The sequence below is a fragment of the Alteromonas sp. 5NW40-0090 genome, assembly GCF_057552975.1.
The window spans coordinates 250,041-265,644 of record NZ_BAAJLT010000005.1; the positions used below are offsets into that span (position 1 = coordinate 250,041).

The window sequence follows — 15,604 nt, forward strand, 5'->3', positions numbered from 1 at the left end:
CGTATTGTTGCTGATTAATCCGTTTCAAATAAGTCACTAAAAGCGTGAAGTAAAAAACATGTCGCAACTCAAAGGCCTAAAACATTTCTATATACCCGATGAGCAGTCGATATATCTGCTATCTCATGCGGATGCGAAAAAGCTAAAAGACTGGGTAAACCTTTGTATCTCACAGTTAGAAGGGTTGGGGTACAGTGACATCGAACTTTTAGGGAAAGGAGCCTTTGGGTTTGCGTTTGCAGGGAACGCGCCAAGCGGTGAATCACGGGTATTTAAGTTTTCGCGAATAACGTTGCCGCAGCATGTGCAAGATAGACTAGAAGAGGAAGCATTTATGCTTTCTCACGTTAATCACGAGTTTGTGCCGCGGTTCATTGAATATCAACAAATACGTAAACAATCCATTTTAGTTATGGGGCGTGCACCTGGAGAAGACTTAGAAAAAGTCAGTTTGAAAACAGGCCCACTATCGCCCCGTATTATCGTCAAAATTGCAGTGCAGGTCGGCGAACTTTTATCCAGCTTTCGCCAATACAGTGAAAACGGAGAAATTAAACCCATTGTTCACGGAGACATAAAACCCTCGAATCTGGTTTGGGATGCCGAAAATGAATCGGTTAGATTGATTGATTGGGGCTCTTCAGTGTTCGCACAGACTGACATCACTGGGCAATATGTGGGTAACAATGTCATGGATTTAATGTCGGGTGAACTGCATCAAACTAATGCTCGACTTGGTGATGTTTATTTTATTGGAGAAGAGCAACTTAATGGCGCACTTTCCAGCCCACGCTTTGATGAACAAGGCCTAGCGAGCACCCTGTATGCTCTGGCTTCAGGGCAGTCGTGCCGTTACGGAAGCAAGGTTATTACACCTTCATCTCTTGGTCTTCCCAAAATGCTTGCTAATATCCTTGAGCATATGCTCAGTGAAGATCCAGAAAAGAGAAGACATGGCGGAGATTACCTGTTTAATCATCTCCACGTTTTGAAGAATATGGTTTTCACACAAGACAAGCCACCGCAATACACTCCGCTAATACCTACGTGGCTGGCCCACTCTCAAAACCGTGCTGATATTGAAACCGTTGTTTACAGCTCTCGAAAATCTTACCTACGCCAACAGGCCAGATTGTCTGATTCATTAGATGAAAAAGACGTAGAGGAACTTCGCTATATAGACGACGCGCAATTTGACCGCTACTACAAAAACTATTTACAGGGCATGGGGGATACCGAAAAAGCATTTGTTTCTGCAATAAGTAGACTAGGCCGTTACCCTGTAGTTGGCGGTATGGCTGTGCGCTGGGAGCCAGAAGGTATATATGTCGATTCAAGCTTGAACTTATATGATGAATCAATGAAAGCAGCGTTTGATTTAGCAGTAAATAATGTCATTAATTTAGCAAGGGCTATTCACAAGCCCGCGGTGTTCAAATGTTGTATGTTCAACGCCAAAAACACGCTGCACATTGAACGCGAAAGTGAAGATGAAGACTTTAAACCAGCAGACGGTATGTTTATTCCCTACGAACTATCACGGGTTTCTGCACAAAAGGATGAAAGCCGTACTCACTCATATTTCGAAGATGGCGATGACCCAGACGAACTATTAAAGCTGCCTCAGGAGATTATCGATACCATCGTTCAACTTAATACAATACATCACACTGGTTGTATTATATTTGAAGCATTACCGCGGCATTTGAAAATTCACAACTATTACACGTTGCTTGATCACAGCCAAGAAGAGCGCTTCCACGCATTATTAGCGCAACTCGTTCAGCAAATTCCCAAAATAAAAGGGCTAGGCATTTCAGGGTTTATGAAGTTACCCTATAAAGATACGCGCTTTTTCGAGCATAAAGCAAAATTGCCTGAGAAGTATTACCCGCGAAACCCAAAAGCAGTAATTGAAGAGAAAGTACAACATGTCTGAGATTAAACTATCGTCACTTTTTGAACTCGAAACAGTGGAAGCTGGCATCTATCGAGGTCAAAGCTGGGATTTAGGCTTCCGCGCCTTGTTTGGTGGACAAGTTTTGGGGCAAGCGTTAGCAGCTGCATACGAAACAGTGGAGGCTGGTAGAGTCGCACACTCATTCCACACTTATTTTTTACTACCAGGCGATGCTAAAAAGCCTGTAGTTTACGATGTTGAAGTAGTGCGAGACGGCAGAAGTTTCTCTGCTAGACGGGTTAAAGCCATTCAGGATGGTAGAAATATTTTCTACATGACAGCGTCTTTTCAGGTTCCTCAAGATGGCATGGAGCATCAAAACCCAACAATGCCAGATGTGCCTGCGCCGGAAGATGTGCAGTCTGACATTGAATTCTATGAAGCTAACTTCAATAAAATTGCACGGCCTATGCAAGAAGCGTTGAGCTATCACAAACCTGTAGATATCCGCACGGTAGATGCAGCTAACTCTTACCAGTCAGCGAAACGCGAACCGACGCGTTATATCTGGTTAAAAGCAAGAGACACAATGAATGCATCACTGACTGTTCATCAAGCTGCGCTTGCTTACGCATCAGATTATCATTTTCTCAGTACTTCGCTTCAACCACACGGTGTTGCGGTAACCGATAAATCACTTCGAATCGCAACTATAGACCATGCTATGTGGTTCCATCGCCCAATCAATATGAACGAATGGTTATTGTACGCAATGGAGAGTCCTTTTAGCGGAGGCTCTAGAGGTTTGGTACGCGGACAAATTTTTAACCAAAATGGTGAACTTGTTGCGTCAACCATGCAAGAAGGATTAATGAGAAAAGTAGACGAATAGGGAGAGGGTAATGCGCTACAAATTAGGTTCTACATCACCGCTGGTTGATGAAAGTACGTTTATAGCGCCAGGCGCACATGTTATTGGTAATGTTGAACTCAAAGTGGGTTCAAGCGTTTGGTTCAATGCGGTTATACGCGGCGATATGGACAAGATAACCGTTGGTGAAAATACGAATATCCAAGATGGCAGCGTACTACACACCGATGCAGGTATTCCTTTAATGCTAGGTGAAGGGGTAACAGTAGGACATAAAGTCATGCTACACGGCTGCGAGATTGGTGACTATTCCTTGATAGGCATTAACGCTGTCGTATTAAACGGTGCAAAAATTGGAAAGTACTGCATCATTGGCGCTAACGCTTTGATAACGGAAAACATGGAAATTCCAGATTATAGTTTAGTAGTTGGAGCGCCTGGTAAAGTCATTAGAACATTTGATGAGAAGATCGAACCCAAACTAAAAGCGTCCGCTGAACACTACGTAGATAACGCCAAAACATATAAGTCATCATTACAGCCAGTTGATAGCTGAAATTTAAGACTAGGCTGTTCGCGATATTTTGAATCCCCATAAAAAATGCCCAGAACAAACGTTCCGGGCCTAGGGGAATGGCTCATTGCTGAGCCGTGCGCTAACTTTTACACAGGAGAGTTTAAATAAAATCTTTTAAACGGACAATGAGTATAGAATACATTTGTTTAAATTATAAACAATTTTTGTGTGAATTTTATCTTACACTCTCAACGTCAATTAAATTGTAGAACTTATACGTTAGTAATCAATGGACTAAAAACTGGTCGGATGTGATGTTTTTTGAGAAAAAGATGTACAGTTTATATCCACATGTTGCACACATTTTATCCACGTGATGAAGCGTTGTTAATATATACCCTTGTTAAATATATAGACATACTTTCATTCATGTAAGTTATGTTGAAAACAGACGGTTGTACCATGCCATTATCCTTGTAGTATGACGTCAACGTTCATGCTAAATATGCGTGATACTGACTCTAAAAACAGGCTCTTACATTAATACGAGGATGGATTATGCAATCATTTTCTACTTTTATTCCCCCTGAACGGACTTTGATGGGTCCAGGACCATCCGATGTTAACCCCAGAATTTTAAACGCCATGGCGAGACCCACCCTGGGCCATCTCGATCCATTATTCATTGAGTTAATGGACCAAACCAAGCAGCTTTTACAGTATGCGTTTAAAACTGAGAATGCACTTACTATGCCTATTTCTGCTCCGGGCTCAGCAGGAATGGAGGCATGTTTTGTTAATCTTGTAGAACCAGGCGATAAGGTACTCGTGTGTATTAACGGCGTATTTGGCAATCGAATGGTCGAAAACGTAGAGCGTTGTGGTGGTGAGGCTATTACCGTCAACAATACATGGGGCGAGCAAACTGACCTTAATGTGGTAGAAGACACCCTTAAAGCCAATCCGGATATTAAGATCCTTGCCTTTGTTCACGCAGAAACATCTACGGGCGTACGCAATGAAGCCAAAGCGCTTTGTGAGCTGGCTAAAAAGTATGATTGTCTTAGCATTGTTGATGCAGTTACCTCTCTTGGAGGTATCGAGTTAGATGTTGACGGTTGGAGCATTGACGCTATTTATTCAGGTTCACAGAAGTGTTTAAGTTGCGTGCCGGGTATCTCTCCTGTTTCATTTAGTGAAAGAGCAGTTAACGTTATTCAAAACCGAAAAACGAAAGTGCAAAGCTGGTTTCTAGACATGAACTTGATTGTTGGTTATTGGGGGCAGGGCGCCAAGCGTGCCTACCACCATACCGCACCTGTCAACAGTATGTACGCTATGTACGAAGCACTTCTGATTTTAAAAGAAGAAGGCTTAGAAAATGCGTGGCAGCGTCATGCATTGGGTCATGAAAAACTTGCGCAGGGTCTAAGTGAACTTGGGTTAGAGCTAACGGTAGACAGTGCTTATCGTTTGCCTCAGTTAAATGTAGTTAAAATTCCAGACGGCGTAGACGATGCTGCCGTTCGCAAGCAATTGCTTGAAGATTTTAATTTAGAAATCGGCGCCGGTTTAGGCGATCATGCCGGTAAAGTATGGCGAATTGGTCTTATGGGATACGCATGTAAACCCCGTAATATCGACCACTGCCTTGCTGCGTTGCGCACTGTGCTTAAGTAAAACGCCAAGAGCCTTTTAATCTTTTCGGTCAACACGTTCAGCGAGATGCTTAGCTGAACGGTTGGCTTTTAACCATTTAGCATATAAAGCCAATTTAACATCGCGCTTAGATACCGGTCCGCATAGATCATTACCCACTCTGCGAGATTTAAAATGTTCGTAATCACGTCGTGTTACCGCATGTATAGTGGTACTACATCAAGTTAACTGGTATTACTTATCCATTTTTGGGTCTTGCCTCATAAAAAGCACATCTCGGCGAAGTTATATCTCTTCTTGTCTCAGTTCAGTGCTAAGATTTCGTTTGTTGCGTATATTCATAAACTATTCAGTTTTAAACATTTATCCTTTCGGTAACGTAATTAAACGGTACCATAAAAAAAGGAATCTCTATGAAAATGATCACGCGTACTAATACTTATTTGACAGCTAAAAGTGTAGTTAAAAAAGCATTGTTAGCATCATCATTTATTGCCTTATCTGCACCTATGGTTTCTGCACAGGCCGCACAAGAAGCGGTTATAAATGTGCAAGGCGTAGGAGCGGTAGAAGTGACACCAAACGCTTATTCAGTCACACTCGTTGTTGAAGAAGAAGGTAATACAGTAGGTAAACTGAACACTCAGCTTGATTCGGATCTGCGCTCTATTGTTAAGTTCTTGCTTAATCAAGGCATAGATGAAAAGCACATTCAGAGTATGCAAGTACGCTTACAACCTCGCTATATCAATACGCCTCAAGGCCGTCAGCAAGAAGGTTTCACGTTGTCACGAGATATCACTGTCACATCTACTGATCTTGAAACTTATGACAAAGTATTAGATGGCGTGCTTAAACGAGGCGTTGATCGCATACAACAATTTAATTTTATTTCAGTTGGTGAAGGCGATGCCTATCAAAAAGCACTTATCTCTGCGGTAAAAGACGCAAAGCAACGTGCACAGTTACTAGCAAAAGAATTAGAGATTGAAGTAGGTGAAGTTGTTGCAATCTCAGAATCTGGTGGCAATATGCCGATTCCAGTAATGCGCGCAGAAGCTTTTGCCAAAGACATGTCTATGTCTTTACCTGGCCAAGAGCGCATAGAAGCGCGTGTTAATGTGTCTTTTAACATTGTTCAATAGCAGGAAATTCGTTTGAAAGAACAACAGTACGGTCAGTTAATAAACCAAGCAAAGAGCTTGGTTTCTGGCGAGCACGATCTTATCGCTAACATGGCAAATATAAGTGCGCTGCTTTTCAATAGCCTCGAAGAGGTGAATTGGGCAGGTTTTTATTTGTATAAAGAAGAACAGTTGGTGCTTGGTCCATTTCAAGGGCAACCAGCATGTATCCGCATTCCTCTTGGAAAGGGCGTTTGCGGAACGAGTGCAAGTACCAGAACCGTTCAGCGTATAGCAGACGTTCATCAGTTCGAAGGACACATTGCCTGTGATGCCGCGTCAAACTCTGAGATTGTTGTTCCACTAGTGCTAAACGATGTGCTGGTTGGTGTACTTGATATCGACAGCCCTGTTTTTGAACGCTTTACCGAAGAAGACGAAAAAGGGCTCGTTGAAATTGCTCAAATTCTTATGGATTCGCAGAAATAATTATGAAATCCAGTGTTGATATTCACGTTGTTTTATCCACGTATGAGGATATGGAAGACTTTCATGATGACCCAGATGAGGCATCTGAACGTTTAAATTTTATCTTACATGCGGTGTACGACAATGCAGAAGAAGATATTGAAACACAGCGTTTAGAGCAAATTTTGCACTACGCATGGGAATCTTGGCAACAAGATAAGCATTTATTAGAAATAGATGACGACGAATTGCTTGATTGGGTTGACCACACGCTGGCAACTTGGGATGATGCAAGTAACGATGAAATCTCCTGAATAATTTAGAAAGTTAATGGAATCACCAGAGAAGTTTACCAACAGTAAGGAAGTGATAGCTTTCCTTGCAGAGACCTTTCCAAAATGCTTTAGCATTGAAGGCGAGGCCCGCCCACTTAAGATCGGTATTTTTCAAGATCTTGCCACACGTTTAGAAGAAGAGGAACGCGTTAGCAAAACCTTACTTCGTTCTACACTACGACATTACACCAACAGCTGGCGCTATCTTCATAGCATCAAAGAAGGTGCAAACCGTGTAGATTTAGACGGCGTTGAAGGCGATGCAATTGAAAAAGAACACGCTGATCATGCGCAGCAGCAGTTAGAAGAAAGCAAAGCCAAAGCAGCTGAAAAGCGCAAAGCTAAGCTAGCTCAGCAGCCTAAGCGAAAAGATAAACGTCAATTTAATCGTCCAAAAGGTGAAAAATCTGCAAATTCGGACCATGCTGATACTAAGCGCGGAACTAAACCGAAAAATAACAGACCAAACAATACACCACCTGCGAAATTGACAGATAGCGATTTACAGCAAGGTACGCAAGTTACCGTTAAATTAGGTAAAGCACCTATGCCTGCAGTAATTACCGAAGTAGCTAAAGATGGCATTCACGTTCAATTAGACTCAGGCATGGTAGTTAAAGTAAACGCAGACGCTTTACGTTTGGCACGCTCCAAGAGGTCGTAAAATATGAGAGACATCCTTCGAATTTCCATCGCCAGTGCTTTTCTTACCGTTGGGGTAGGAGCAGGTGCAGTTACGTCAACACCAGAGGTAGACGAGCTTCCCATTTTACAACAGGAATCTCAACACAGTGTTGCAGCTAAGCGAGTAAGCGCACTCTTTACTAGGGCGCACTACAAGGAAATTTTGTTGGATGATGCACTCTCAGCTAGAGTTTACCAGCGCTTTATTGATTCATTAGATCACAATAAACAAGTGTTATTGCTGTCTGATGTTGTGGGTTTTGAGAAATACCGCACATTGTTTGATGATGCGCTGAGTAAAGGCAACCTCTCCGTTGCCTATGACATGTATAACGTAAGCGCAAAACGACGCATTGAGCGTTATGAATTTGCACTTGCACTGTTAGAGAAAGGCCCGTTCGACTTTGAAAAAGAAGGCGATAAGTTTTTTTATGACAGAGAAGATGCTGAATGGCCTGTTAATAAGGCTGAGCTGGATGAAATTTGGCGTCAACGCGTTAAATACGACGCGTTGAATCTAATACTTGCAGACAAAACGTGGGAAGAGGCGAAAGAGCTTCTTACCAAACGCTATACGCGAGCGATAAAGCGCACTAAGCAAGCAAAGAGCGAAGACGTTTTTCAAACTGCAATGAATGCATTCGCACGTACAATTGAAGCTCACACCAGTTACTTATCTCCGCGTAACGCTGAACGTTTTCAAATGGACATGAACTTGTCGTTTGAAGGCATTGGTGCCGTATTACAAAGTGAAGATGATTACACGGTAATCAAAAGCGTTGTACCTGGCGGTCCTGCAGACGAGTCTGGCGCAATAAAACCAGAAGATAAAATTGTTGGCGTAGCACAAGACGACGAAGAGTTTGTTGATGTGATTGGTTGGCGATTGGACGAAGTGGTTGAGTTAATTAAAGGTCCGAAAGGAAGTACTGTTCGTCTACAGGTAGAAAAAGGAGCCACGGACGCGAAAACCACGTCGGTAGTTAGCCTTACTCGCGATAAAATTAAGTTAGAAGATCGCGCAGCCAAGTCGGAAGTATATGTGCCAGAGACTGGCCCTCACGCGGGTGAGCCTTTAGGTGTAATCACCATTCCAAGTTTTTACAACAACCTTAGTATGGATGTTGCTAAAGAAATTGAAAGCTTGAAAGCGCAAAACGTGAAAGGCGTTATCGTAGACTTACGCGGTAATGGCGGTGGCTCTCTAACCGAAGCAACTTTGCTTACTGGCTTATTTATCGAAAAAGGCCCGGTGGTTCAAATTCGATACGGTCAAAGCAAAGTTAGCGTTAACCGTGATACAGATGGCGAAGTGGCTTATGATGGCCCGCTAACGGTATTGGTTGACAGATATAGCGCATCTGCTTCAGAGATTTTTGCGGCAGCGATGCAAGACTACAACCGTGCCCTCATCGTTGGTGAACAAACCTTCGGCAAAGGGACAGTGCAGCAGCATCGCGGTTTAGGTAAAATTTATGACCTTTACGATAACCCATTAGGTAGTGTTCAGTTTACTATCGCCAAGTTCTATCGCATTGACGGCGGCAGCACACAGCATAAAGGCGTTATTCCTGACATTCTTTATCCATCGGCGGTTGAACCAGCTGAATGGGGAGAAAGCCAAGCAGAAAATGCGTTGCCATGGGATAGTATCAATCGCGCTAACTATACAACGTTTGCAGACGGTACTGCTGCGCTTGACGTTTTAACAGCGAAACACAACAAGCGTATTTTACAAGATCCTGAGTTTTCTTATATCCAAGACGACATAAAGGAATACAAGGAAAATAAAGACAAGGACTTCATCTCATTAGTTAAATCTGTACGTGAAGGCGAGAAGAAAGAGGCGGAAGAGAAGTCGCTTGCTCGTGCTAACGAACGTTTACAGCGATTGGGAATGGAAACTGTCACAACATTGGACGACCTACCTGAAGATATGGAAGAATTAGATCCATTCTTGGACGAGGCAGCCAATATTACATTCGATATGATCGAAACAGGCCGTTACGCTATCACAAGAAATTAAGTGATTAGAAAAAAGGGCTGGTCTAGGGCCAGCCCTTTTTTTGTGTCTATAAATTATTAAAACAATAATAAAGGGAAATAACATGGCTATCAGAGGCGAATTTTCCTCTCGAATAGGGTTCGTGCTAGCAGCGGCAGGCTCGGCAGTAGGACTAGGTAATATTTGGGGCTTTCCTACAAAGGTAGCGAGTAACGGCGGCGCAGCATTTGTTCTCGTATACTTACTACTGGCTTTTGTACTCGCTTATCCCGTACTTATGGCAGAACTTATAATCGGACGTAGTTCACGTTCGAATATGGTTGACGCTTTAGGTAAAATATCAGGCAATTTCGTCGGAAGGCTAACGGGCATTTGGGGCTGTGTTACCGTGTCACTTATCCTTGCATTCTACGCTATTGTAGGCGGATGGATGCTGGTCTATTTCGCCGATGCAGCCGTAAGCATGGTGGGAATTACGAGTGCTAGCGACTGGCTACTCACTTCATCAGTTACGCGTAACATCATTTTCTGCTTCTTATTCATGGGCTTAACTGCATTTATCGTTGTCGGTGGTGTAAAGTCCGGCATTGAGAAGTGGTCAGTGCGTTTGATGCCTACATTGGTTATTCTCATTCTTGCATTGATTGTTTATGTGAGCCTACAGCCTGGTGCCGTAGAAGGTTGGTCAGCATATTTAGTACCTGACTTCTCTCGCGTTCTAGACCCAGACTTATTAATTAACGCCATGGGACAAGCCTTTTTCTCAATGTCGCTAGGTGTAGGTACCATGCTGGTTTATGGTTCATACCTAAGTAAAAATGAAAATCTACCTAGCATTGGCGCGTCGGTAGCGCTCGTCGATATCGGCGTTGCGGTTATCGCGGGTATGCTTATTATCCCGGCCATGTACGTAGCATTAAACAACGGCGTTGAAATCTTCACACCAGAAGGCGCGTTAATCCAAGGTGACACGCTGATTTTCAAAGTACTACCAGCACTGTTTGATACCATTGGTAGCGTTGGCCTTTTCGTTGCCTTTACCTTTTTCGCGCTAATGGCGATTGCTGCCGTCACGTCTTCAATTTCAATGTTGGAAGTTCCCGTTGCGTTCATGGTAGAAAGTAAAGGTCTTCAACGTAAAAAGGCCGTGTTATTAATGGCATCGGTGATCTTTGTATTAAGCTGCGTCATCATTTTAAATTTTGAAACCTTGTTCGGCTTTGTTATCGCATTAACTACCGAGTATAGCCAACCGTTGCTAGGACTCGCCTTGTGTATTTTCGCGGGTTGGGTGTGGCGCAGAGATGCAATACTCGATGAACTTAAACAAGGTGATCAGTTTGCTGAACACAGCATTTTCTGGAAAATTTGGCCTTGGTACGTACGCTTTGTGTGTCCCGTTATCATTGCGCTTATGTTCTACCGCTCAGTTTTCTAAAGCATTCTGGTAAAAAGCGGACAGCACGCTTAACGCGTTACAAACACAATAATAAGGTTTTAAAAAACGACAATGACGAATAAAGAAATAAAAACGCCGTCACTTCTCGATGCAATGCTTCCTATTCTTGCGTTAGTCATAATGATGGGAAGCGCAGTTTATTTGTTTGCCGATAACTCTTCTTACGGTCCAAACCAAATTGCACTTCTTTTAGCGATGGGCTTAGCCGCTATCATTGGAATGAAAAATGGCTACAGCTGGAAAACAATCGAAAAGGGCATTGTAGACGGTATCTCAATGTCTTTAGGTGCCTGCTTAATTCTATTAGCGGTAGGTTCTCTTATTGGCACATGGATGCTAGCTGGAACCGTGCCTACGCTTATCTATTTCGGTTTAGAGTTGCTTAACCCCTCGTTTTTCTATGCTGCCGCTTGTCTAATTTGTGCGGTTGTTGCAATGAGTATAGGTAGTTCTTGGACTACCGCGGCGACTGTGGGTGTTGCGCTAATGGGGGTTTCTGCAGGCATGGAAATGTCGGCAGCCATAACAGCCGGCGCAGTAGTATCAGGTGCGTACTTTGGTGATAAAATTTCGCCATTGTCCGAAACAACAAATTTAGCGCCTGCCGTTGCGGGCACGGATTTATTTGAGCACATTCGTTACATGCTTTGGACGACGATTCCGAGCTTTGTTATTGCGCTTATTCTATTTACGGTACTTGGCTTTAGCGAAGTGGGTGAAGCCAAAGCAGAACGCATTGAGCAGATGCAACTTTTGTTAAATGAGTCCTTTGACTTAGGTTGGCATTTGTTAATCCCTCTTGTCGTTTTGCTCACCTTAGCGATTAAAAAGATGCCGGCGTTCCCAGCTGTTTTTATCGGCGCTTTGTTAGGTGGTGTCTGGGCAGTAGTATTCCAGTGGGATGTGGTTACTTCTATGGCAAGTAGCGATGATTCAATGAATGTAGGTGCGTTGAAGGTAGTTTGGACTGCGCTATTCGATGGCGTAAGCTTTTCAACGCCTGACGAGAACTTAAATAGCTTACTTTCTCGTGGTGGCATGTCTTCAATGTTAAATACTATTTGGTTGATCATTTGTGCAATGTCTTTTGGTGCCGTATTAGAGCGTGTTGGCCTATTAAAGCGTGCAGTTTCTGCCATATTAATTGGTGCAAAGTCTGCAGGGGATATGGTGAGCCGAACCATTCTTACTTGTTTTGGTACCAACCTAGTTACAGCAGATCAGTACATTTCAATCGTGATGCCAGGCCGTATGTACAAGGAAGAATTCAAAAAGCGTGGTTTAGACCAATTGAATCTTTCTCGCAGCCTTGAAGACGGCGGCACACTTACGTCTCCACTTATTCCTTGGAACACCTGTGGTGCTTACATGCACAGTGTTTTATTAGTCAATCCATTTGATTACGTATTCTATGCATTCTTCAACGTAATCAATCCGATCCTTGCTGTTGTTTATGCGTATTTAGGTATTAAGATTTTACGTATTACGCCACCACATGTTGAAGTAAACAGCAAAGATTCGGTTTAACACAGAGTTCCAATTAACCCCACGTAGGCTTTCTTTTAGGAGGATCTATGTCAGTTCAAGCTAAACGCCGGGCGGACTACCAGCCGCCCGCTTTTTCAATAGCGACAGTTGACCTAAATATAACGCTACACCCAACGCAAACCAAGGTTATTAGCACGCTGTCCGTCACTCGTAATGGCGCGCACGATAATTCATTAGTACTTGATGGAGATAATCTATCGCTAGATTCTATTTCTATAAACGGTGCGCATCTAGCTGATAATGAATACACGGTAACAGATAGCGCTTTAAGCGTAGTTACTGAACTTGATGAGTTCGTCTTAGAGATTACCAATACCATTGCGCCTGAGCACAACAAGGCGCTGGAAGGTTTGTATTTATCAGGTGGTGCCTATTGTACGCAGTGCGAAGCGGAAGGGTTTCGTCGCATTACGTACTTCATGGACCGCCCGGATGTTTTGTCGGTCTACACAGTGACGGTAGTTGCCGACAAATCAGTACCTATGCTTTTGGCCAATGGCAACCCAGTGGACAAGGGCGAAGTTGACGAAAATACTCATTTTGTTAAATGGCACGATCCACATCCAAAACCTAGCTACCTTTTTGCTCTGGTTGCCGGTGACTTCGATTTACTTACCGATAGCTACACCACCACTAGCGGTAAAGAGGTTGCGCTAGAACTTTATGTTGATAAAGGCAAAAAGTCTCAAGGTATTTTCGCATTAGAATCTCTAAAGCGGGCGATGAAGTGGGACGAAGATGTGTTCGGGTTAGAGTACGACTTAGATATCTACATGATTGTTGCCGTCGATTTCTTCAATATGGGAGCGATGGAAAACAAGGGCTTAAATGTATTTAACAGTAAGTTTGTATTAGCCGATCAAAAAAGTGCCACCGACGATGACTTTTTCAATGTTGAGTCGGTTATCGCGCACGAGTACTTCCACAACTGGACCGGCAACCGGGTTACTTGTCGCGATTGGTTCCAGCTAAGCCTTAAAGAGGGGCTTACTGTATTTAGAGACCAACAGTTCAGCGCTGATATGACTTCGGCGTTAAGTAATCGTATAAAGCACGTTCGTGTTATGCGAGAACACCAGTTTGCAGAAGATGCGAGTGCAATGAGTCACCCAATTCGTCCAGAAGAAGTCATTGAAATGAACAACTTCTACACGGTGACGGTTTATGACAAAGGCGCTGAAGTTATTCGCATGTTCCACACATTATTGGGGCCTGACGGCTTCAGACGTGGTATGGACGAGTACTTTAGAAGACACGACGGTCAGGCTGTCACCTGTGATGACTTCATTTCAGCCATGCAGTCTGCTACTGATTTAGATTTAACCCAGTTTACCCGCTGGTATAGTCAATCTGGTACACCAGTGATTTCTGTCGCACACAGCACTGAGGTCGATGATGATGGCATTGTTAAGCATAGCTTTACATTGTCACAGCACACACCTGCAACCTCTGATCAGAAAGAAAAGCTTCCTCTATATATTCCTGTAAATATCGAGATTATTGATGAGGAGGGGAAAAGCTACACAGATAACGAGTCGCTAATTCAAAACGGCATGGTCATTTTAAAAGATGATTCTATGCGCTTTACTGTAGAAGCAAAAACTACTCATTTAACTCCTGTAGTATTGGGTAACTTCTCAGCGCCAGCTAAAGTAGAAAACCCATTGGGGACAGAGTCTTTACTTACTATATTTAAGCACGCGAAGGATCCATTTAATCGTTGGGATGCAATGCAAACGTTGTATGACCGCTGTGTGAAGCAATTGGAGGAATCGCCGGGGTCTGGTATTAGCAATGAAATCTGGAACGGTATCAAGCAAGCTATTGCCCAAGAGCAAAACAACCTTGAGCTGTTAGGTGAATGTTTAGTAATCCCTTCGTTTGAGACTCTTTGCCAAAGCCGAAGCAACATAAACGTTTCCGCACTTTCGAAAGCGAGAAAAGCGTTTTGCGACCAGTTTGCACGTGGCTTAGAGAAAGAATTGTTATATATTTTCAACAGCATAGAACAAAAAGCTTATAACTATACACAGAGCGCTATCAACGAACGACGCTGCAAAAACGTCGTGCTTGCACACTTAGCTCGGTTACCACAGCATGAGCACATTGTAGTTTCTCAGTTTGACTCCGCTGACAATATGACTGACACACTAGGAGCGCTAAGAAGCGCACAACACTGTAGCGCTTCCACTTTCGATAGCTTAATGGCTCAATTTGAAGAAACGTGGAATCACGACCCGCTTGTTTTGGACAAATGGTTCGCACTTCACGCGACACAAAATAGAGACGACATCTTTGCCACTATCACTATGTTGTGTGAGCATCCGCAGTTTGCGATGAGTAATCCAAATCGCGTTCGCTCGGTGATTGGTAGCTTTGCTTTCTATAACAGCGAAAAGTTCCACGCAGTGGATGGCAGTGGCTATAAGTTCGTTACCGATTACTTACTTAAGCTCGATGCGGTCAACCCACAGGTTGCAGCCCGCATTGTAACGCCACTGACGCAATGGCAGGGCTATGCAAGTGAACACCAAGTTCATATGAAGCAACAGCTAGGCCGTTTGCTTAATCACAAAGGTTTAAGTAAAGATTTGTTTGAGAAAGTAAGTAAAAGCCTTGCTTATGACAAGCGTTAGCCAAACTGATTCGGTTTTTTTCTTTTCAATAAATGCGCCTTACAAACAATGTGAGGTGCTTTATGTTCCATCTATGCCAGATGTGGTTATGGTGAGTGAATCTGGCTTAAGCGTTCAAGTACCAACGAACCGTTTGAGGCAGTTTGTTACCTCCGATGGCATTAAAGGTCGTTTTAGGATGATTGTTGATGCCAACAAAAAAATAAAATCTTTTGAAAGGCTAGGGTAGAGCCTTTTTCTTATTCACACCTAAAGATAATATTACTTAGCATAAGAGTACCTGAACACTTTCTTACCTATCGAAAAAAGTTAGATATAGTTCCCCACATATCCTTTATGTAGCCCAAAATAACTAACACACCTCATTTTCAATAAATTTGTACAATTTCTCTGCAACT

At 43.1% G+C, this 15,604-nt stretch carries 13 protein-coding genes; all 13 read left to right on the plus strand.

Annotated features, from left to right (window positions below; genetic code table 11):
- Nucleotides 1–58: 58 nt before the first annotated feature.
- Nucleotides 59–1,939 carry a protein kinase domain-containing protein gene (locus AC27KT_RS08270; RefSeq protein ID WP_487128976.1) on the plus strand — a complete coding sequence of 627 codons (1,881 nt, stop codon included), beginning with the start codon at nucleotides 59–61 and terminating at the stop codon, nucleotides 1,937–1,939.
- Nucleotides 1,932–2,792 carry an acyl-CoA thioesterase II gene (gene tesB, locus AC27KT_RS08275; protein WP_014949536.1) on the plus strand — a complete coding sequence of 287 codons (861 nt, stop codon included), beginning with the start codon at nucleotides 1,932–1,934 and terminating at the stop codon, nucleotides 2,790–2,792. Before AC27KT_RS08270 ends, tesB begins: the two co-directional genes overlap by 8 nt.
- Nucleotides 2,793–2,802: 10 nt before the next feature.
- The gene (locus tag AC27KT_RS08280) at nucleotides 2,803–3,327 is read left to right on the plus strand and encodes a gamma carbonic anhydrase family protein (protein WP_487128978.1); all 525 of its coding nucleotides are present in this window, start codon (nucleotides 2,803–2,805) and stop codon (nucleotides 3,325–3,327) included.
- Between the two features lie 519 nt (nucleotides 3,328–3,846).
- A complete protein-coding gene (locus AC27KT_RS08285) occupies nucleotides 3,847–4,968 on the plus strand; it encodes a pyridoxal-phosphate-dependent aminotransferase family protein (RefSeq protein WP_239247201.1) in 1,122 nt (373 codons plus the stop codon).
- Between the two features lie 392 nt (nucleotides 4,969–5,360).
- Nucleotides 5,361–6,092 (plus strand): SIMPL domain-containing protein, encoded by a 732-nt coding sequence (locus AC27KT_RS08290; protein ID WP_487128980.1) that lies wholly within the window; start codon nucleotides 5,361–5,363, stop codon nucleotides 6,090–6,092.
- A gap of 12 nt (nucleotides 6,093–6,104) precedes the next feature.
- The gene (locus AC27KT_RS08295) at nucleotides 6,105–6,560 is read left to right on the plus strand and encodes a GAF domain-containing protein (protein ID WP_014949540.1); all 456 of its coding nucleotides are present in this window, start codon (nucleotides 6,105–6,107) and stop codon (nucleotides 6,558–6,560) included.
- A gap of 2 nt (nucleotides 6,561–6,562) precedes the next feature.
- Nucleotides 6,563–6,853, plus strand: a complete 291-nt coding sequence (locus AC27KT_RS08300) for a hypothetical protein (protein ID WP_014949541.1) — start codon at nucleotides 6,563–6,565, stop codon at nucleotides 6,851–6,853.
- 16 nt (nucleotides 6,854–6,869) lie between these two features.
- Nucleotides 6,870–7,538, plus strand: a complete 669-nt coding sequence (proQ, locus tag AC27KT_RS08305) for an RNA chaperone ProQ (protein ID WP_014949542.1) — start codon at nucleotides 6,870–6,872, stop codon at nucleotides 7,536–7,538.
- Nucleotides 7,539–7,541: 3 nt separating this feature from the next.
- Nucleotides 7,542–9,584, plus strand: coding sequence for a carboxy terminal-processing peptidase (gene prc, locus AC27KT_RS08310; RefSeq protein ID WP_487128983.1), 2,043 nt, complete (start codon nucleotides 7,542–7,544; stop codon nucleotides 9,582–9,584).
- A gap of 82 nt (nucleotides 9,585–9,666) precedes the next feature.
- Nucleotides 9,667–11,001, plus strand: a complete 1,335-nt coding sequence (locus tag AC27KT_RS08315; RefSeq protein ID WP_487128985.1) for a sodium-dependent transporter — start codon at nucleotides 9,667–9,669, stop codon at nucleotides 10,999–11,001.
- Between the two features lie 72 nt (nucleotides 11,002–11,073).
- Nucleotides 11,074–12,549: a Na+/H+ antiporter NhaC gene (nhaC, locus tag AC27KT_RS08320; protein WP_487128987.1), complete on the plus strand. Its 1,476-nt coding sequence runs from the start codon at nucleotides 11,074–11,076 to the stop codon at nucleotides 12,547–12,549.
- A gap of 47 nt (nucleotides 12,550–12,596) precedes the next feature.
- Nucleotides 12,597–15,206: an aminopeptidase N gene (pepN, locus tag AC27KT_RS08325; protein WP_487128989.1), complete on the plus strand. Its 2,610-nt coding sequence runs from the start codon at nucleotides 12,597–12,599 to the stop codon at nucleotides 15,204–15,206.
- On the plus strand, nucleotides 15,193–15,435 hold the full coding sequence (locus AC27KT_RS08330; RefSeq protein ID WP_487128991.1) for a DUF2835 family protein: 243 nt from the start codon (nucleotides 15,193–15,195) through the stop codon (nucleotides 15,433–15,435). The genes pepN and AC27KT_RS08330 overlap by 14 nt, the downstream gene beginning before the upstream one ends.
- Nucleotides 15,436–15,604 lie beyond the last annotated feature (169 nt).

Coding starts and splice junctions, on each gene's coding strand:
- AC27KT_RS08270 (WP_487128976.1), top strand. CDS start 59: ATGTCGCAACTCAAAGGCCTAAAACATTTCTATATACCCGATGAGCAG.
- tesB (WP_014949536.1), top strand. CDS start 1,932: ATGTCTGAGATTAAACTATCGTCACTTTTTGAACTCGAAACAGTGGAA.
- AC27KT_RS08280 (WP_487128978.1), top strand. CDS start 2,803: ATGCGCTACAAATTAGGTTCTACATCACCGCTGGTTGATGAAAGTACG.
- AC27KT_RS08285 (WP_239247201.1), top strand. CDS start 3,847: ATGCAATCATTTTCTACTTTTATTCCCCCTGAACGGACTTTGATGGGT.
- AC27KT_RS08290 (WP_487128980.1), top strand. CDS start 5,361: ATGAAAATGATCACGCGTACTAATACTTATTTGACAGCTAAAAGTGTA.
- AC27KT_RS08300 (WP_014949541.1), top strand. CDS start 6,563: ATGAAATCCAGTGTTGATATTCACGTTGTTTTATCCACGTATGAGGAT.
- proQ (WP_014949542.1), top strand. CDS start 6,870: ATGGAATCACCAGAGAAGTTTACCAACAGTAAGGAAGTGATAGCTTTC.
- prc (WP_487128983.1), top strand. CDS start 7,542: ATGAGAGACATCCTTCGAATTTCCATCGCCAGTGCTTTTCTTACCGTT.
- AC27KT_RS08315 (WP_487128985.1), top strand. CDS start 9,667: ATGGCTATCAGAGGCGAATTTTCCTCTCGAATAGGGTTCGTGCTAGCA.
- nhaC (WP_487128987.1), top strand. CDS start 11,074: ATGACGAATAAAGAAATAAAAACGCCGTCACTTCTCGATGCAATGCTT.
- pepN (WP_487128989.1), top strand. CDS start 12,597: ATGTCAGTTCAAGCTAAACGCCGGGCGGACTACCAGCCGCCCGCTTTT.
- AC27KT_RS08330 (WP_487128991.1), top strand. CDS start 15,193: ATGACAAGCGTTAGCCAAACTGATTCGGTTTTTTTCTTTTCAATAAAT.